General features: G+C 75.9%; 14 protein-coding genes and 4 tRNA genes. 10 read left to right on the top strand and 8 right to left on the bottom strand.

Features of this window, described 5'->3' with window-relative positions; all coding sequences use genetic code 11:
- Positions 1-46 precede the first annotated feature (46 nt).
- A tRNA-Lys gene (locus ACI78V_RS19865) sits at positions 47-119 on the bottom strand.
- A 291-nt stretch (positions 120-410) separates the two neighbouring features.
- Between ACI78V_RS19865 and ACI78V_RS19860 the strand changes: the two genes are divergently transcribed.
- Positions 411-2,147, top strand: a complete 1,737-nt coding sequence (locus ACI78V_RS19860; protein WP_456853872.1) for a LuxR C-terminal-related transcriptional regulator — start codon at positions 411-413, stop codon at positions 2,145-2,147.
- Here ACI78V_RS19860 and ACI78V_RS19855 read toward each other — a convergent pair.
- The 3 genes from ACI78V_RS19855 to ACI78V_RS19845 all read right to left on the bottom strand — a co-directional run bounded on the left by ACI78V_RS19855 (position 2,098) and on the right by ACI78V_RS19845 (position 5,287).
- Positions 2,098-2,892, bottom strand: a complete 795-nt coding sequence (locus ACI78V_RS19855; RefSeq protein ID WP_456853870.1) for a class I SAM-dependent methyltransferase — start codon at positions 2,890-2,892, stop codon at positions 2,098-2,100. The two genes, ACI78V_RS19860 and ACI78V_RS19855, sit on opposite strands and share 50 nt — an antisense overlap.
- A gap of 580 nt (positions 2,893-3,472) precedes the next feature.
- Entirely contained in the window at positions 3,473-4,360 is an 888-nt protein-coding gene (locus ACI78V_RS19850) for a hypothetical protein (RefSeq protein WP_456853868.1), read from the bottom strand.
- A gap of 51 nt (positions 4,361-4,411) precedes the next feature.
- Positions 4,412-5,287, bottom strand: a complete 876-nt coding sequence (locus ACI78V_RS19845) for a Rieske 2Fe-2S domain-containing protein (protein ID WP_456853866.1) — start codon at positions 5,285-5,287, stop codon at positions 4,412-4,414.
- 230 nt (positions 5,288-5,517) lie between these two features.
- Between ACI78V_RS19845 and ACI78V_RS19840 the strand changes: the two genes are divergently transcribed.
- From ACI78V_RS19840 to ACI78V_RS19815, 6 genes are all read left to right on the top strand, one after another.
- Positions 5,518-5,997, top strand: coding sequence for a GtrA family protein (locus ACI78V_RS19840; RefSeq protein WP_456853864.1), 480 nt, complete (start codon positions 5,518-5,520; stop codon positions 5,995-5,997).
- A gap of 74 nt (positions 5,998-6,071) precedes the next feature.
- On the top strand, positions 6,072-7,589 hold the full coding sequence (locus ACI78V_RS19835) for a metallophosphoesterase family protein (protein ID WP_456853862.1): 1,518 nt from the start codon (positions 6,072-6,074) through the stop codon (positions 7,587-7,589).
- A gap of 23 nt (positions 7,590-7,612) precedes the next feature.
- Positions 7,613-7,951: a hypothetical protein gene (locus ACI78V_RS19830; protein WP_456853860.1), complete on the top strand. Its 339-nt coding sequence runs from the start codon at positions 7,613-7,615 to the stop codon at positions 7,949-7,951.
- A 245-nt stretch (positions 7,952-8,196) separates the two neighbouring features.
- Positions 8,197-8,269 (top strand) — tRNA-Glu (locus ACI78V_RS19825).
- Between the two features lie 15 nt (positions 8,270-8,284).
- Positions 8,285-8,358, top strand: a tRNA-Asp gene (locus ACI78V_RS19820).
- Positions 8,359-8,382: 24 nt separating this feature from the next.
- Positions 8,383-8,456: transfer RNA gene (locus ACI78V_RS19815), tRNA-Phe, on the top strand.
- Between the two features lie 139 nt (positions 8,457-8,595).
- Here ACI78V_RS19815 and ACI78V_RS19810 read toward each other — a convergent pair.
- The 3 genes from ACI78V_RS19810 to ACI78V_RS19800 all read right to left on the bottom strand — a co-directional run bounded on the left by ACI78V_RS19810 (position 8,596) and on the right by ACI78V_RS19800 (position 12,328).
- Positions 8,596-9,588 (bottom strand): glycosyltransferase, encoded by a 993-nt coding sequence (locus ACI78V_RS19810; protein ID WP_456853859.1) that lies wholly within the window; start codon positions 9,586-9,588, stop codon positions 8,596-8,598.
- A 168-nt stretch (positions 9,589-9,756) separates the two neighbouring features.
- Positions 9,757-11,451 (bottom strand): FAD-dependent oxidoreductase, encoded by a 1,695-nt coding sequence (locus tag ACI78V_RS19805; RefSeq protein WP_456853857.1) that lies wholly within the window; start codon positions 11,449-11,451, stop codon positions 9,757-9,759.
- Entirely contained in the window at positions 11,444-12,328 is an 885-nt protein-coding gene (locus ACI78V_RS19800) for a hypothetical protein (RefSeq protein ID WP_456853856.1), read from the bottom strand. Before ACI78V_RS19800 ends, ACI78V_RS19805 begins: the two co-directional genes overlap by 8 nt.
- Positions 12,329-12,487: 159 nt before the next feature.
- On the opposite strand from ACI78V_RS19800, the gene ACI78V_RS19795 reads away from it, so the two are divergent.
- The gene (locus ACI78V_RS19795; protein ID WP_456853854.1) at positions 12,488-15,070 is read left to right on the top strand and encodes an ATP-binding protein; all 2,583 of its coding nucleotides are present in this window, start codon (positions 12,488-12,490) and stop codon (positions 15,068-15,070) included.
- A gap of 6 nt (positions 15,071-15,076) precedes the next feature.
- On the opposite strand, the gene ACI78V_RS19790 is transcribed toward ACI78V_RS19795, so the two are convergent.
- Positions 15,077-15,766 carry a phosphodiesterase gene (locus ACI78V_RS19790; protein WP_456853852.1) on the bottom strand — a complete coding sequence of 230 codons (690 nt, stop codon included), beginning with the start codon at positions 15,764-15,766 and terminating at the stop codon, positions 15,077-15,079.
- Positions 15,767-15,952: 186 nt separating this feature from the next.
- Between ACI78V_RS19790 and ACI78V_RS19785 the strand changes: the two genes are divergently transcribed.
- Together ACI78V_RS19785 and ACI78V_RS19780 are read left to right on the top strand one after the other, a co-directional pair.
- Positions 15,953-16,159 (top strand): hypothetical protein, encoded by a 207-nt coding sequence (locus tag ACI78V_RS19785; protein WP_456853850.1) that lies wholly within the window; start codon positions 15,953-15,955, stop codon positions 16,157-16,159.
- A gap of 255 nt (positions 16,160-16,414) precedes the next feature.
- Positions 16,415-18,469, top strand: coding sequence for a transglycosylase domain-containing protein (locus ACI78V_RS19780; RefSeq protein ID WP_456853848.1), 2,055 nt, complete (start codon positions 16,415-16,417; stop codon positions 18,467-18,469).
- The last annotated feature ends 10 nt before the right edge of the window (positions 18,470-18,479 follow it).

Genomic DNA, 18,479 nt, shown 5'->3' with positions numbered 1-18,479 from the left:
CCCGCTCGGGGACCGACCAGCGGGGAACACACGTCGGTCGGACGGGTGGGCCCCGTGGGGATCGAACCCACAACCCGCGGATTAAAAGTCCGCTGCTCTGCCAGTTGAGCTAGAGGCCCGGTGGGTGCACAGAACCCTCCAGAGGACCCACGAGACGAGGCGTGGGACATCTGCGGCGCTGCGGCCCGCTGGCGAGGCTACCGCCCGCCGGAGCAGCGGGAGCCTTCGGCGACGGGGCCGGCCGCCGGCGGAGGGCGCCACCTCCACCAGCTCGCCGGGTGCGCATCGCGAGCGCCTGGAGTCCCGGCCATCCGTCGCCACCGTGGACCCACTCGCGGCCCGCTGTACATCGCCGTACCCCGGGAGCAAGGTGGCGTCGTGCACCGGTGCGGGCCTCGCGGGGCGAGCCGTTGAGCCGCCCGTCGCGCCGGGGGAGCCCGCTGCCGGTCGAGGACCTGCTGGCGGAGGGCCGCAGCGCTCTACGCGAGGGGAACTGGACCCACGCCCGTGAGTGCTTCGAGCAGGTGGCCGGCCGCGGTCCGTGCGGCGAGGCCCTGGACGGTCTCGCGCAGGCCCTGTTCGCGTCGGGCGACTACGCCGCCGCGATCCACCGGAACGAGCAGGCGTTCGCCGCCTTCCGGACCGAGGGCGACGACGTCCGCGCCGCGGTCTGCGCGCGCTTCGTCGGCTACCTGCACTGGGTGCTCAACGGGGACGGTGCCGCGATGAGCGGCTGGCTGGCCCGGGCGGTTCGCCTGATGGAGGTGGCGGGCGACCGCCCGGAGCGGGCGAGGCTGGAGCTCACCCGGGCCACGGTCACGGCGGACCCCGAGGCGCGGGAGCGGCACCTGGCCGCGGCCGTCGACATCGCGCAGCGGCACGGCCTCGGCGACGTCGTCCTCGACGCGATGAGCCTGCGCGGTCTGCACCTCGTGGCGGCGGGGGACGTCACCGCGGGGATGGCGCTGCTCGACGAGGCGCTGGCGGCCGTGGCCGCCGGCGAGGTCGAGGACCTCATCTCGATCGGTGCGATGTACTGCAAGATGCTGCACGCCTGCGAGCTGGTCTCGGACGTCCGCCGCGCCGAGGAGTGGCTCTCACTCGCCGAGGACTTCGTCCGGCGGACCGGTCGCATCCCGATCGGCGCCATCTGCCGCACCCACTACGGCGGTGTGCTCACCGCCGCCGGCCGGTGGCTGGACGCCGAGCGCGAGCTGACCGCGGCTGTGGAGCTCTACGACCGCAGCTACCGCGCGCTGCGCGGCGCGGCGGTCGTGCGCCTGGCCGACCTCCGGGTGCGCCAGGGGCGGGTGGAGGAGGCCGCGCAGCTGCTGGCGGGCGCGGAGCACGACAGCTACGCGCTCAGGCCCCGGGCGGAGGTGCACCTGCTCCGGGGCGAGACCGAGGTCGCGGTGGCCCGCCTCGAACGTTTTCTGGACCTGCACCCCCGCGGCGAGCTCACGGCCACGGCGCTGCTCCTGCTCGTCCGGGCGCACCTCGCCAGGGGGGACGTCGCCGCGGCCGCTGCCGTGGCCGCGGACCTCGGTGAGCTGGCCGGTCAGGGCTCGCACCCCGTCGTCCGGGCGGTGGCCGACCACGGACGCGGCCTCGCGGCCGCCGCGGCAGGCGCGGACGGGTCGGCCCGGTTGCTGGAGTCCGCTGCGTCGGCCTACGGGGCGCTGGCCCTGCCCTTCGAGGAGGCGCGCGCCCGGCTGGACCTCGCCCGCGTGCTGGCCCGGGCCCGGCCGGCCGTCGCCGTCGCGGAGGCCCGCGCGGCCCTGCGCACCTTCCAGGCGCTGCCGGCGGCCCGGGACGCCGACGCCGCCGCCGGCCTGCTCCGCCGGCTGGGGGTCCGCGGGCACGGTGGCCCGCGCACCGGCGGGACGCTGACGGCCCGCGAGCAGGAAGTGGTGGACCTCCTCTGCCAGGGGCTGTCCAACGCCGAGGTCGGGGCCCGGTTGTACGTGAGCCCACGTACGGCCGAGCACCACGTGTCCAACATCCTGGCCAAGCTCGGCCTGCGCACCCGCGCGGAGGTGCCCGCGTACTGCCTCGCCCGGGCGGGCACGGGGGAGCCGGTCCCGGGGGTGCCCCGGGTCAGCGAGGGACCACGCCCGTCGCGCACCACGCCCGTGCCTCCAGGGTGAACGCGCCCTCGGGTCGGCCCAGGGCGGCCCGCGTCGCCTCCCGCAGCGCTGCCCGCCGGTCGTCGTCCAGTGACAGGTAGTACGCACCGACCGGTCCGACCCCCAGCGGGAAGGGGCTGAACCAGTCGTCGAAGTCCGCGTAGGTCACGGTCGCGTGGAGCACCTCCTGACGGACGTCGACCAGGCCGGCGCTCTCGAGCAGGGCCGCGATCTCGCCATCCCGGCTGCCGGGGCGCGCCGGCTCCGGGTCGACCGCCGGGTCGAGCGACGCGGCGGTGCCCCAGAAGGTGCGCAGCACCGGCATACCGGTCACGTCCCAGGCGCAGGCGGCGACGGTGCCGTCCGGTCTGGTCACCCGCAGCATCTCCCGCATCCCGGCGTCGGCGTCCCGGAGGAAGCCGACGACCAGCGACGAGAGGACGGCGTCGAAGGAACCGTCGGGGAAGGGCAGCGCCTCGGCGACGCCCTCCCGCACGTCCGCGCCCGGACAGCGCTCCCGGCACGCGCGGACGAACGACGGCGCCGGGTCGACGGCGGCGACGGCGTCCGTGCCACAACGAGCCACCAGCTCCCGGGTCAGGCCGCCGGGTCCGCACCCCACGTCCAGCACCCGCATGCCCGCCTCCACCCCGGCGGCGTCGGCGAACGCCGGCGCCAGCGTGGGCAGGTAGCGGCCCATCAGGCGGTCGTACGCCTCCGCGGGGACGTCGAAGGCGGAACAGGCACCGGTGGTCACAGCAGCCATGAGGACACTCCTCCCGGAACGGGGTGACCGGGGAAGGGTGCGCCGCTGGTCACGCGCGCCGCATGGGTGGATCCCCCCATTCCGCCCCGGGCCTGCCGGCACCGTGCTCAGGGCCTCGATCGCGAGCTGTCCGAGCTCGCTCCTCGCGCAGCCGCGCGGATCGTCGAGAGCTCCCGGTGCGAGAGGGTGAGCGGACGCCGAGGCCGCGGTCTCCGGCGCCGTCCCCCACCCTCCGGCCGCTCAGAGCACGTCGAGCAGGAGCAGCACGAGGAGGGTCAACGCGGCCGAGAGGACCAGCGATCCCAGGCAGCCCAGGCGGCTGGAGAAGAACAGGAACACGGGGCGTCGCCTACCCCGGCGGGTCCGCTCCGACTCGGCTGATCACGGTGGGTGTGGTTTGTCACGGCACGTCACCCGGTCAGGGGATGCGCCGGGCCGGTGGCGGTCACCTAGCGTCACTCCTGCCCGAGCGGCCGCGCGGTACGGACACCGCCGCCACCCGGGCCGGTCGCCCGCGAGCGATCCCCGAGCCCCGGCCCGGTCGTCCCGTTCCCCCCGGGGCGGCCGGGCCGGATCCCACTCACCGCCGCTCCGCGCAGACGTCGTCCACCAGCGTCCAGAGCAGCGCCTGCTGGGCCTCGTCGACCGGCAGCGGGACCGGGACGGCGTCCGCGGCGCCCACCGCCACCTGCAGCGGGAAGAGGAACGGCTGCTTGGTCTCCGCGAGCACGTGCGCCTCGCAGGTCGCCACGGTGACGGTCACCGGGGCCGACACCTCCTCCCGCCCGGCCGCGAGCTCCACGGGCACGCCGTCGAGCGCCACGTCGAAGACGACGCTGCTGCGGACGTCGGTCACCACGACCGGGCGGTCGTCCTCCCCGGTCCGGGTCAGGACGACGCTGCCGGTGACCGCCTCGCCGTCGGGTGCCAGGCCCGTCAGGGCGACGCCGGCCACGGCGCGCACCGCGGCCACGGCGCACTCCTCACGGTGGACGACGGCGAGGTCGTCGCCGGTCAGCGGAACGCGCACCTCCTCCGCCACCCCGCCGGTCCGGGCCAGCGTGAGCCGTGCCGCGACCGGGTCGGGGGCGGCCGTGCAGACGGGCTCGCCGTACGGGGTGGGCAGGTCGATGACCCGGCCGGGTGCGAACGCGGCGGTCACCGGCGTGGGCGGCAGCGGCGAGAAGCCCGGTGAGTCGAGCGCCACGGCGGTGACGGTGAACGGCTCGGTGCCGGTGTCGGTCACCCGCACCTGCACCTGGCCGCCCACCACGACATCGGTGCGCAGCCGCACCACCTCGGCCTCGATGCCGGGCACGGCCGGGACGGCGGACGGCGTCGAGGGCGCGGACGGGGCCTCCTCGGACGACGCCTCGGCGCGCGGGGAGTCGGCGGCCGGCACGCCGCCCCCGACCGTGCCGCAGGCCGCGCACAGCAGGGCCGCGACCCCGACGGCCGTGCGCCTCATGACGCCGCAGCGTAGGACCGCACCGCGCCGCCGGGGACCGGCGGAGGCGGCCTACCGCTGGTGGCCGGGCAGGCGGGCCATCACGCGGCCGGCCTCCATCCGGGTCTCGAGCTTCTCCTGCGGGTTGGCGGCCGGACCCCGCCGCGGCTCGCCGTTGTCCAGGTCGAACGCCGACCCGTGCCAGGGGCACACCAGGCACTCGTGGCCGCGCACCTCCGCGACCGAGCCGTCGTACAGCGGCCCGGACAGGTGCGAGCAGGCACCGATGAACGCGTCGACCCGCGTCCCCCGGCGGACGGCGACCAGCGGCACCTCCACCCCCGTGCCCGCGCCCGTGCGCAGCGCCGGCCGCCCGTCGGGCAGGTCGTCGAGCGGGCCGAGGTCGATCCAGTCCGTGGACAGCGCGCGGGCCGCGGTGGCGGCGTGCGACGCCCCGGAGGACTGTGCGTAGGACATGTGACCGCCGATGGCCGCCGAGCCGGTGGCGATGCCGAGCGCGGTGTAGGAGAGGACCCGGCCGAGCGTGCCGCGGCCGCGCCGCCGGGCGGCCAGGGACCCGATGTAGAGACCGAGCGAGGCGGTGTTGGCCAGGGCGTGCAGGGCGCCGAGCCGGCGGACCCCCGAGCCCTGCTCCGACCAGTCCGCGGCCCCGGACAGCGCCGCGGGGACGGCGGCGGCGACCCCCGTGCCGATGAGGACCGTCGCGGCCGGCCGCAGCGGCGGGACGGCGTCGAGCAGGCCGGCCGACACCCAGCTGCCCACGGGGACCTGGACGAGCACCGGGTGCAGCGGGTGCCCCAGCCAGGTGCCGTGCAGGGCGTCCTTGATGACATCCGGGAGGCTCTGCACGGCCTTGCGGGCCGGTTCGATCGCCTTGTCGAAGGTCGCGACGTCTGCGACCCGGTCGAGGATCCCCATGAGGCTCATGGGCCTCTCCTACCCGCGTGGCCCCGCACCGATGCCGGGGACGTCGTCGCCGCGCGGTCGGCAACGGCGGGTGACCAGGTCGGCACGGCGTGCACGTGCCGCTCGTGGACCTGCACCGGCGTGAGCAGGTCCACAAGGAAATCGTCTCTGGTCGGGGGAATAACAGCTGGCGTGCAGCCGATTGCCAGGAGGAACCTGCACAAAGGACCTGTGCCGTCGAGAGGATGCTCGTGACCTGCCCGTCGCTGCTGACCCGTCACCGGGTGGTCGGCAACGTGGTCACCAGCATCGGCGACCGGGTCCGTGCCGAGGACACGTTCGGCCAGTTCGTCCGCTTCGTCCTCGTCGGCGGCTCGACGACGCTGGTCTACGCCACGCTGTTCGTCGCCCTCGAGGTGCTCGGCTACCTGCCCGCCCACCTGATCGCCACGGCGGCCTCCACCGTGCTCGCCAACGAGCTGCACCGCCGGCGCACGTTCCGCGCCGAGGAGCGGGTGCACTGGTTCACCGCCCAGTGGGAGGCCGGCGGGATCACCGTCATCGGTCTGTTCGCGACCAGCGCGGCGCTCGGCGTCCTCGACTCGACCGTCAGCTCGGTCAGCGTGTACGTGCAGGTCGCCTGCGTGGTGACGGTGACGGCGCTCATCGGCCTGATGCGGTTCATCGCGCTGCGCTGGATCTTCCGCACCGCCGCGACCGACACCGTCTGAACCGACCACGTCCGCGGGCCGGCGCGCCCGCCGAGCGCCCGGCACGTCCCCGGGGCGCTCACTAGCCTCGAGGGGTGAGCGCGCCGACCCCTCCTGGCCCCTCGCGCGGCACCGTGCACCTGCGCCGCGCCGGCCGCTGGGCGCTGCGGTTGGTCGTCGTCCTGGCCGGTGCGTTCCTCGGGATCCTGCTGCTCGGTCGGGTCGACGCCGCCATCGGGCCGTTCGACGCGACGATCGCCTACCGGCCCCTCGGCGGCGGCGCGGACCTCGACGTCCCCCCGCTGGGCGCGCTGCAGGTCGATGCCTACGACGGCCCGCTGCGGCTGGAGATCCAGCTCAGCCGGGTGGACGAGATCCGCGCGCAGGCGCTGGCCACGAACCCGGCCCTCCTGGACGGCGTGGTGGACCAGGTCAGCGCCGACCTGCAGGACGCCGTCGTGCGGGTGACCGTCCTGACCGCCGTCGCCGCCGTCCTCGGCGCGACGGTCGCCGCGCTGCTGATGCTCCGCCGGCGCCGCGAGGTGCTCCTCGCCCTGGGCCTGTCCACCGCGCTGGTGGCGGGTACCGGCGGGCTGGCGGCGGCCACCTGGCGCCCGGAGGCGCTGCTGCAACCGAAGTACACCGGGCTGCTGGTCAACGCCAACAGCCTGATCGGCAGCGCGCAGGACATCGTGGCCCGCTTCGACGCCTACCGGGCGTCGCTGGAGGACCTCGTCACCAACGTGAGCACGCTCTACTCGACGCTGTCGGCCCTGCCCGCGCCCGGTGGTGCCGACGGCAGCGTCGCCCTGCTGCACGTCTCCGACCTGCACCTCAACCCGGCCGGGTTCGACCTGGTGCGCCAGGTGGTGACCCAGTTCGACGTCGACGGCGTCCTGGACACCGGGGACATCACCGACTGGGGCAGCGAGCCGGAGAACCAGCTGATCGCCGGCATCGGCACCCTGGACGTGCCCTACGTCTTCATCCGTGGCAACCACGACTCCGCCGTGACCGCCGGGCTGGTCGCCGGCCAGCCGAACGCGACCGTCCTCGACGACTCCGCGGTCACCGTCGGCGGCATCGAGGTCGTCGGGACGCCGGACCCGCGGTTCACCCCCGACCAGGACGCCACCCCGGCCGCCGAGTCGCTGGAGGAGACCGGGGAGGGGCTCGTGGAGTTCGTCGACACCCTGCCGTCGCCGCCGGCCGTCGCGATGGTCCACGACCCGGAACAGGCGGGGCCGCTGGACGGCGTCGTCCCCCTGGTGCTGGCCGGGCACACGCACGAGCGGGAGGTCTCCGAGCTCGACGAGGGGACGCTGCTCATGGTGCAGGGCTCGACCGGTGGTGCCGGGCTCCGCGCGCTCCAGGGGGAGTACCCCGAGCCGCTGACGTGCACCGTGCTGTACCTCGACCCCGGCACGGGGGCGCTGACCGCCTACGACGAGATCACGCTGGGCGGGCTCGGCGAGACCGAGGTGACCATCGAGCGCGTCGTCGTCCCGCCTCCCGGGGACGGCGCCGGTACGGACGGCGACCCGGGCACGGATGGCGCCGGTACGGACGGCGGGCCGGACGGATCCGCTCCGCCCGCCTCCCCGACCGGGTGAGGCGGCGCGCCTACGCTCGCAGCATGTCCTCGACGACGTCGACCCGCGCCCCTCGCCTGGCCGCCGCCGCCCTCGCCGGCGGGCTGGTCCTGCTGCCGCTGTCCGCCTGCACGTTCACCTCGAACAACTTCTCGTGCAGCGCCAGCTCGTGCTCGGTGACGTTGAGCGGCGACGGCTCCGAGGTCGACATCCTCGGCACGTCACTGGCCTTCGGCGGCGTCCAGGACGGGCGAGCCGAGCTCCGCGTCGGGAACGCCAGCGTCTCCTGCGCCCAGGGCGAGACGGTCACCGCCGGGCCGCTGTCGCTGGAGTGCACGTCCGTCGAGGAGAACAGCGTGGAGGTCACCGCCTCCCTGGGCTGATCGTGCTCGGTCCACCGGTGGTGGCCTGGCTCCGGTGGCAGCGGGCGCGCCTCACCCGCTGACCTCCTCGCCGCCCTCCGCCGACCGCTGCTGGCCCACGCTCGCAGCCTCCGCGGCCGTTGCACACCACTGGTCCGACGAGCGGCGCAGGGGCCGGAGACCACCCGATCCCACCCCCTCGGGTACCCCCTGTCGGAAGCGCTCCAGAGACCATGTATCGTTCTGCCTGCCCCCGGCGAACACGAGCCCCCATCGTCTAGCGGTCCAGGACGCCGCCCTTTCAAGGCGGTAGCACGGGTTCGAACCCCGTTGGGGGCACAGCACCACCAGCAAGGCCCTGTAGCGCAGTTGGTTAGCGCGCCGCCCTGTCACGGCGGAGGTCGCGGGTTCGAGTCCCGTCAGGGTCGCTCTCCGGTGTTCCGCACCGGGAGGGGCAGGTAGCTCAGTCGGTACGAGCGCTCGCCTGAAAAGCGAGAGGTCGGCGGTTCGACCCCGCCCCTGCCCACACATCTTCCCCGGCACGGTCCGTCCTCGAGGGCCCTGGTCCAGCTGACGACCGACACCAGCCGTCCGGACGCCCGGCGCCTCCACGAGCGCCTCGCCGTCGTCGCCTCGCACGTGGCCTCGAGCCGGCGTCCGACGGGTCAGGCCTCCGCGCGGTCGGCGACCACCTGTGCGTAGACCTGTTCGTGCACCGCGCGGACGGCGGCGCGCTGCTCGGCCCGCCAGGCGCGGTCGGCCGACCGGGGCGCCGGCCGGGTCAGGGCGGCGGCGACCGCGGCGTCCAGCGACACGGGGTCGAAGCCCCGCTCCTCGTCGTTGGCGTAGACGACGACGTCGGACCACTGGTCGGCGAACCACCCGCAGCTGGGCGCGACCACACGGGTGCCGACGTCCCGGCAGATCTCCAGGTCCGTCGAGTGGGTGCCGTAGCTCTCCGGCAGGACGGCGACGTGCAGTTCCTGCAGCTGCTGCACCCACCCGTCGGCCTTGCGCGACAGGTACTCCAGGGTGTCGCCGGCCGCGGGCACGAGTGGCGGCTCGACACCGTCGTCCAGGAACACCCGCAGCCGGCCACCGCCGTTGACCGCGCCCGACAGCGCCGCCCGCACCAGCCCGCCCGGGTCGGGCACCGCCGGCCCCGGGACCCGCAGGGCCAGGCCGACCAGGCCGCGCTCGGCACCCAGCTCGGGCACCGGGGTGGCGACCGAGGGGTGCGCGACGACGATCGCCGTCCGCCCGTGGCGTTCGGCGATCTCGTCGGCCGCGCCGGGGGTCAGCGTGAGCACGACCTCCGCCGTGGCCAGCAGCGCCGTCAGGTGGGCGTCGTGCCGCCGCGGTGAGGGCTGCGCCGGGTCCCGGAGCTGGTGCACCGTCGTCACGAGCGGAACGCCGGTGCGGCGCACCGTCTCGGTCCAGCTGACCATCTCGTCCTCGGGCAGGTGGCCGTAGCCGGAGTGCACGTGGACGACGTCGACCTCGTCGGCGTGCGCGGCGAGGTAGGCGGGGTCCAGCCACGGGCTCTGCGGGTGCGCGGGCCCGACCCGGACGACGCCGGCCGGGAGGACGGCGTCGACGTAGGCGTCGGTGTGGGGGACGGTCACCACCCGGATCCCCCGGCTCTCGGCAGCGCTCAAGGCGGTCGTGCTCCTCCTGCGGCCGCGCACTGCGACGGCAGGTGGCGGTGCTCCTCGACGGAAGTGGTCGAACGGGCCTACCCATGATCCGCGTGGCGAACCTGTGACATGACCCTGGGTGCCCGCCACCACCCGAAGGAGTCACGCCCTCCGCCCCGGCCGGGTGCGTCAGCGTGCCGTGGCCACCCGCGTCGCCGCCAGGTGGGCGTGCACCAGCGTGATCGCCAGCGCCCCCTCCCCCACGGCCGAGGCGACCCGCTTCACCGAGCCCTGCCGCGTGTCGCCTGCGGCGAAGACGCCGGGCGTACTGGTCTCCAACAGGGCGGGCGGCCGCTCCAGCGGCCAGGCCGGGTCGGCGTCGGGCGCGGTCACCGCGCTGCCGGTGAGCAGGAAGCCCCACCGGTCGCGGGCCAGCGTGCCGGCCAGCCAGTCGGTGCGGGTCTCGCTGCCGATGAGCAGGAAGAGGACGCCGACCTCCTCGGTCTCCGCACCGGTGTCCAGGTCGCGCACGGTGAAGGACTCGAGGAACTCGGTGCCGCGCCCGCCGACCACCTCGGCCCGCGGCCGCACGTCGACGTTCGGGATCGCCTGCAGCTCGCGGATCAGGTAGTCCGACATCGTCTCGGAGAGCCCGGCCCGCCGGACGAGGACGGTGACGCGGTCGGCGAACCGGGAGAGGTGCACCGCCGCCTGGCCGGCGGAGTTGCCACCCCCCACGACGAAGACGTGCCGCCCGCGCATGGCCGGGGCCTCGCTGACCGCCGCCCCGTAGAACACCCCGCGGCCGACCAGCTCCTCCAACGTGGGGACGCCGATGCGTCGCCAGCTGGCCCCCAGCGCCAGGACGACGGTCCGACCGCGCACCGAGGTGCCGTCGCTGAGCCCGATGTGGTGCAGCCCGTCCTCGGTGTGCAGGCGCTGTGCGTAGCGCATGAAGTGGAAGGTGCTGCCGAACGCCCAGGCCTGCAGGTAGGAGCTGAAGGCGAGCCGGTTGCCGGTGATCCCGGTCGGGAAGCCGGGGTAGTTGCGGATCATCGAGCTGGTGCCCGCCTGGCCACCGACGGCCTCGGCCTCCAGGACCAGCGTGGACAACCCCTCGGAGGCGGCGTACACGCTGGCCCCCAGGCCCGCGGGGCCGGCGCCGACCACCACCACGTCGTACACGGCAGCGGGGTCGAGCGGCTCGAACAGGCCGAAGGCCTCGGCCACCTCCAGGTCGGTGGGGTCCTGCAGGACCGGGCGCTCCGGGTGGAAGCGCATCACGACGACCGGCAGCCGCGGCGACTCCAGCCCCAGCCCCTCGAGAAGCGCCTGGCCCAGCGGCGTCCCCGCCTCGTAGTAGCCCAGCGGGATGCGGTTGCGCGTCATCTGGTCGCGCAGGTGCTGCGCCCGGGGCGACCAGCGCTCACCGATCATCACCACTGCCTCGCGGCCGCTGCCCTGTCGTGCCGTCCACTCGTCGAGGACCTCGGTGACGGCCCGGTGGAACTCCTCGTCGACGTGCTCCTCGGGGGCGTAGACCCAGCGGTCGAGCTGGCCGAGGGTCAGCGCCTCGAACACGGGGCGGGTGGTCTCCCAGGCCCCCCACCGCACGAGCGCGACGGCGAGGGCCGTGGGGTACCGGGCGTGCAGGCCCCGGATCACCGCCAGCCCGTCCGGGTCGTCCGCGCCCAGCCCGCCGAAGAGGGCAGCCACGGGCGGGTGTCCCCAGGCGGCCAGCGCCCCCGACACCTCCTCGGCCCGGACGCAGGCGATGACCACGTAGTCGCCCCCGTAGCGCCGCTTGAGCTCCCGGACCGTGGCCAGCCGGGGCGTCTGGTCCCGGCAGACGACGACCAGGGCCCCGTGGTGCGCCTCAGCCATGGTGCCGGCCGCCGGGGAGAGGGGCGCGCCGCCAGCCGACCGCCCCGGTGACCACCACCGCCACGACCACGACGGCGAACACCCACGCCGCCGCGCCGGACCACTCGACGGCGGTCGCGAACCGGGCGACCGCGACCGCGACCAGGGCCCCGAAGACGGTGTACGCGATCGCCGCCGTCCGGAGTCGCTCCAGGTCCCCACCGACCGCCGCGAGCGCCGTCGCGATGCCGAAGGCCACCAGCCACGCCGCGACGACCCGTCCGGTGAAGGGGGTCAGGGTCCACGGCCAGAGCGTCGTGGCCGTCCCCGGCGCCACGAACAGCGCGGTGCCCACGACCAGCAGGACCGCCGACTCGACCGCGAGGGCGGCGCGCAGCACGCGGGGCACCGGGTGCCGCGGAGGAGGGTCGTCCCCCGGTGCCCGCTCCTGCCACCAGAGCACCAGGACCATGCCCACCGGGACGACGACGTAGACGGCGAGCCAGAACCAGGCGGCGGTCCTCGGCAGCAGCGGCAGCCCGCCGAAGTCGTCGTCGAAGTGCATCCGGTTCACGTGCACGAGGGTCGCCACCAGGGTCAGGACGACGAAGACCAGGATCGTCAGCAACGGCAGCCGCGTGCGCGCCCACACGCCGTCCCGCAGCGAGAGGACGACGAGCACGCAGCCGGCGGCGTAGCCCGCGCCGAGGAACGCCGCGGTCAGCGGCGGCTGGATGGTCCACGCGAACGTCTCGTCGGTCTGGTCGGCCAGCACGAACAGCGCGCCCACGGCGAGCGCGGTGAGCACCGCGAACGTGACGAGCAGGGCACGCATCGCGGGGAGCAGCCGGCGGACCGGGACGGCCGGGGCCCCGGTGCGCGTGGCGGTGGTGTCCACTGGGATCTCCCGTGCGCTCAGGCCCCCGTGTCCCGCTCTCGGATGGGGGCATCACACCACCGGCCCCGGACGCTGTCACGGCATTTCGGCGAGGTGCCGCCGTCCCTAGACTCGCCGGGGGCAGCGCCGGCCCCCGGCGGCGCCCGGCGGGAGGTGTCCGTGGCCGGACCGGAACCGGCGACCACCGACGCCCCGGCGCCGATTGCCACTCCCGACCAGCGGCTGCGGGTCTTCGTCTCCTCGACGATGGAGGAGCTGGCCGCCGAGCGGCGGGCCGTGCGCGAGGCGGTGGCCCGCATGCGGCTGACCCCCGTGCTGTTCGAGTCGGGCGCGCGGCCCCACCCGCCGCGTGACCTCTACCGCGCCTACCTCGCCCAGAGCGACGTGTTCGTGGGCGTCTACGGGGAGCGCTACGGGTGGGTCGCGCCCGGGATGACCGTCTCCGGGCTCGAGGACGAGTACGACCTGTCCCGCGGCAAGCCGCGGCTGCTCTACGTCCGCCGCACCGCGCCGGACCGCGATCCCCGGCTGACCGAGCTCATCGCCCGCATCCAGTCCGAGAGCGGCGCCTCTACGACGCCCTACGACGACCCCGCGCAGCTGGCCGAGCTCGTCGCCGACGACCTGGCGGTGCTGCTCACCGAGCGGTTCGCCGCGCCCCGCCCGCGGCCGCCGGGCCTGTCCGCCGGGTGGCTGCCCACGCCGGCCACCCCGATGGTCGACCGCTCGGCCGAGCTGGAGCTCGTGACCGGCCTGCTCACCGACCCGGCGGTCCGGCTGGTCACCCTCACCGGCCCGGGCGGCACCGGCAAGACCCGCCTGGCGCTGGCCGCCGCCGAGCGGCTCGTGCCGGACCGGGACGCCGTCTGGTGGATCGACCTCGCGCCGCTGCGCGACCCCGGCGAGGTGCCGGTGGCGGTGGCCGCCGCCCTGGGCGTCACCGCCGAGGGCCGCCGTCCGTTGCTGGACCTGGTCGCCGAGCGCCTGGCCGGCCTGCGCGCCCTGCTGGTGGTGGACAACGCCGAGCAGGTGCTGGAGGCCGCACCCGCGGCCGCCCCGCTGCTGGCGCGCTGCCCCCGGACGCAACTGCTCGTGACCAGCCGCGCGGTGCTCGGCCTGCGTGGGGAGCACGACGTGCCGCTCGGCCCGCTCGCGGTCCCCGACCCCGGGGAGGAGCGGCCCGACGAGGTGCGGGCGGCCCCCGCCGTGGCCCTGTTCGCCGCCCGCGCGCAGCGGGCCGACCCGTCGTTCACCGTGACCGACGCGACCGCGGCGACCGTCGCGGAGGTGGTCCGCCGGCTCGACGGGCTGCCGCTGGCGGTGGAGCTGGCCGCCGCCCGGGTGCGCACCCTCCCCCCGGCGGCCCTGCTGCACCGGCTGGACCGCGCGCTGGACCTGCGCGGGGCCGACGTCGACGCCCCGGACCGGCAGCGCACCCTGCGGGAGACGATCGCGTGGAGCCACGAGCTGCTCGCCGAGCCGGAGCGGGCGCTGCTGGCCCGGCTCTCGGTCTGCGCCGGTGGGTTCACCCTCGACACCGCCGAGAGGGTCGGCGCCGCCGACGACGACGTCGACGTGCTGGACGCGCTGGACGCGCTGGTCGCCCACAGCCTGGTCACCCCGGCCGACGCCGGCGCCGGCGAGCCGCGGTTCCGGATGCTCGCGCTGGTCCGCGCCTTCGCCGCCGAACGGCTGCGCGAGCGCGGCGAGGAGGAGGCCACCCGCGGCCGGCTGGCTGCGCACCTCGCCGAGTTCGCCCGCGAGGCCGGCGCGGCGCTGGACGGCCCGGAGCACCGGCTGTGGCTGGCCCGCCTGGAGGCCGAGGCGGCCGACCTCCAGGCGGCGCTGCGCTGGGCCGTGGACACCGACCGCGCCGAACTCGCCGTCCGGCTGACCGCGCCGCTGGCACGCTGGTGGTGGGCTCGGGGCCTGCTCGTCGCCATGGGCGAGCTCGCCGAGCGGACCGCCGCCCTGCCCTCGGCGGCACTCCTGCCCCCGGAGCCGGCCGGACGGCTGCTCTGGGCCCGGGCGGCCACACGGGTCGCCCTCGGCCGGGTCGCGGAGGCCCGGCCGCTGCTCGAACGCCTGGTCGCCGACGCCCGGGAGCGCGGTGACCCCTGGCTGCTCGGGCACGGGCTCAACGGCCTGGCGATGACCCTGCCGCCGGGCGACGCCGGGCTCGCCCCCACCCTCGACGCGGCGCTCGCCGCGCTGCAGGACAGCGGCGACACCTGGTCGGTCGCCTTCGCGCAGCTCTTCCGCGGCGCGGTCGCCGTCCTGGCGGGGGACGTCGCCGAGGCGACGCGGCTGCACCGCGAGGCGCTGGACGTGGCCCGCACCCTCGGCGACGACCACCTCGCCGCCCGCCTCGGGGACCAGCTCGCCCTCGACGCGCTCCTGTCCGGCGACCTGCCCGCCGCGCGGGACGCCCTCGCCGAGGCCGCCGCCCTCCACCGGCGGAGCCACGACCTGGAGGGGCTCGCCTACTGCCTCGACGGCCTGGCCGCGCTCGCCCTGGCCCGGGGGGACGCCGCCCGGGCTGCCCGGCTCGCCGGGGCGGCCGCGGCCACCCGCGCCCGGACCGGCGTCGCCGTCTGGCCGCCGCTGCAGCCGCTCGCCCGCCGGCTCGACGACGCGGTCAGGGCCGCCCTCGGCCCCGACGAGGACCGGCGGCAGCGGGCGGCGGGGGCGCTGCTGGAGCCGTGGACCGCCGTGGACGAGGGGCTCGCGGCGGCCGGCTGAGCCGCATCAGCGCCGGGGCCGGCTGCGCCCGGCGCGCGCGGCGGCGTAGGCCGGGGCGCGGAACCGCGCCATCGGGCCGTCGGGCAGCAGCCCGGGCGGCGGGTTCCGCACGGCGTCGAAGCGCACGTCGGGGTCGGTCCCGGACACCGGCGCGAGCAGCGCGAGCCGGCCGAACGGGTGCCACGCGCCCCCACCCCGGGCGGCGGCGAGGGTGAACACCGGCCGGCGGGCGGTGATCGCCGCAGCCAGCGGCTCGGGGTCGCTCGGCAGGGACGCCGGCGACTCCGGCCAGGCGGCCAGGTGCAGCGTCCCGGCGTCGGACCGGTAGCCCATGATCGACGAGTACGCGGTGGCGGCATCGCGCCGGAGGGCCGGCACGAAACGGGTCAGCCGGCCGCGCCCGGTACTGGACAGCAGCAGGTCCACCGGTGGGTCCCCGGGCACCCGCACGGCCAGGCCCAGCAGGTCCGGCAGCGGGGCCGGCAGCCCGGCGCCGCGGGACAGCCGCACCAGCACCTCGCGGCTGCCCTGCTCGGCCAGCCAGGGCGCCCCCTCGGCCTCCGGGCCGCCGGCGCGCTCGAGGACGGCCTCCACGACGACGCCGCGCGGGTGCATCGGCTTGCCGCGGCGGTGGCGGGCCAGCGCACCGAGCGGGACGGCGACGACGCGGCCGGCCGTCCGGGAGAGGTCGGGCACGGGTCCTCCTGTCGACGACGTCCCGGTCCCATACCCCGGCCGGCCAGGACCTGCGCACCCGTCGTGGTCCGCCAGTGACGGATGGGACGAACGGGTCGCGGTCCGGCAGATCCTGTGCAATGGTCGCCCGACGTCGGTGGGCATTCGCCCTGTGACACGGAGCGGTCCGGCACATACGTTCAGTACATGTTCACGACGCTCCTGGTGATCGGCGGGGTCCTCGTCGGACTGGTCGCCCTGCTCGCGCTCATCGTCGGCCTGAGCGCCCGTCCGGCGACCCGTGGGTCCGCGCCGACCGCCGGGAGCCCCGGGTGGGTCGCCGCCACCGGCCGCAGCCACCCCGACGCGTGGTCCGAGCCCGTGCCGACCTCGGAGCTCCCGGCGGCCCGCTGACCGCCCCCTGACCCGGCGTCCCGGCGGCTGCGGGCAGCGCGCCGCCGGGACGCTCCGGCCCCTGGCCGCCGCCGACACCGGCGGCCGCGCACTCCCGGCGCCCGCGGCTGGGCACTCCTGGCCGCCCGCGGCCGCGGACCGCCGGGCACTCCCGGCCGCCGCGCACGTCCGACTGTTCCGGAACGTCGTCGTGCGCCATGATCGGACCGCGCCGACCCGCTCACTCCGGGTGGCTCGGCGCCGGCGAGGTCGGACATGGTTCGGTCGCACACCCCCTGGACGGACGGCGGACGTCCCCACCCGCGGCTGCGGGCGGTCACGCTGCTGCTGGTCAGCCTGCCGTTGGCCGGCGCACTGGTCGCCGCACTGCTGACCCCCTGGGTCGTGGTCCCCGGCGTGGTCGCCAGCAACTCGGCGTCCCTGCTCGCGCCCCTCCCGGTCGAGCTGACCGACGCCACCCCGGCGGGCAACACCGTCGTCCTCGCCGCCGACGGCTCGGTGGTCACCTACTTCTACCGGAACAACCGGACGCCCGTGCCCGCCGACCGGATCGCCGACGTCATGGAGCAGGCGCTGGTGGCCATCGAGGACGAGCGCTTCCACCGGCACAACGGGCTCGACATCGAGGGGACCCTGCGCGCCTTCGTGCGGAACGTGACGGCCGGGTCCGTCGAGGAGGGCGGCTCGACGATCACCCAGCAGCTGGTCAAGCAGACGCTGCTGCAGATCGCGGCCACCCCCGAGGACCGGCAGGCGGCCACCGAGCAGAGCGTGGCCCGCAAGCTGCGCGAGGCCCGCCTGGCGCTGGCCCTCGAGGAGACCTATCCCAAGGAGGAGATCCTCACCCGCTACCTCAACATCGTGTACTTCGGCGAGGGCGCCTACGGGGTCCAGGCCGCGGCGCAGACCTACTTCGGCGTGGACGCCGCGGACCTCACCCTCCCCCAGGCCGCCATGCTGGCCGGGCTGGTGCAGACGCCGACGGCCGACAACCCGCTCGCCGATCCCGAGCGCGCCCGGGAGCGCCGCAACCAGGTGCTCACCCGCATGCACGAGCTCGGCCACATCACCGACCAGCAGCTCGCCGAGGTCTCGGCCACACCGGTGGAGACCAACCCCTCGCCGGCACCACCCAACGGCTGTGTGGACGCCGTCATCGGCGGCTTCTTCTGCGACTTCCTGCAACGGCACCTCATCGGCGTCCTGGGGATCTCCCAGGAGCAGCTGGAGGACGGCGGGCTGACCATCCGGACGACGCTGCGCCCGGACCTGCAGCGCTCCGGCGACGCCTCCGTGCTCGCGGCCGTGCCCATGGGCGACCCGGTCGCCGCGGTGTTCACCGTGGTCGAGCCGGGCACCGGCAACGTGCTGGCCATGAGCGTCAACCGGGTCTTCGGGTTCGACGCCGAGGACCCGGCGCAGGAGTCGGTCAACCTCAACGTCGCGGCGAGCAAGGGCTCCGGGTCGACGTACAAGGTCTTCGTGGCCGCCGCGGCACTGGAGCGCGGCATCCCGCCCTGGAACACGATCACGACCGGGAGCCCCTACACCTCGCGCGTGTACCGCAACGGGTCGGCGCCCTACACCGTCGAGAACGTGGGCGACCTGCCGCCGACGCTCACCATGGTCGAGGCGCTGATCCGCTCCTCCAACACCTACTTCGTCGCCCTCGAGGACCAGCTGGGCAGTGTGGAGGGGCCGGTGCGCATGGCCCAGCGGATGGGCCTGTTCTCCCTCGACCCCGTCGCCGACCGGGTGGTCGCCGAGAACCGCGGTTCCTTCACGCTCGGCCCGGAGGCGACCAGCCCCCTCGCGCTGGCCAGCGCCTACTCCACGCTGGCCGCCAACGGGACCCAGTGCGACCCGGTGCCGGTGGTGGAGGTCCTCGACCGGAACGGGCAGCCGCTGACCCGCCCGGACGGCACGCCGGTCGGGACCGGCGCCGAGTGCCGGCCGGACGCGGTGCCGCCGGCGGTGGCCACGACGCTCAACCAGATCCTCGTCGGGGGCTCGTCCCTGCCGTACGGCACGGGCGTGAACGCCGCGATCCCCGGACACCAGATCGCCACCAAGACCGGGACCGCCCAGGACCGGTTCTCCGTCGCCTTCGTCGGCTACACGCCCCGGTACGCCGGCAGCGTCATGCTGTTCAACCCCACCGCGAACGTGGACGTCGGCGGGTTCGGCGGCGGCCGGGCGGCACCGATCTGGCGGGACGCCATGACCCCCATCGTGACCGCGGAACCACCCGCCTTCTTCCCGCCGCCCGGCATCCCGCTGCAGCCGCCGTCCGGGCCGCCACCGCCGTAGCCCGCGCGCC

This window comes from Geodermatophilus sp. SYSU D00742, assembly GCF_054049935.1.
Note: the sequence above shows the minus strand (reverse complement) of the source record. Positions and strands in the feature narration are given on the sequence as shown.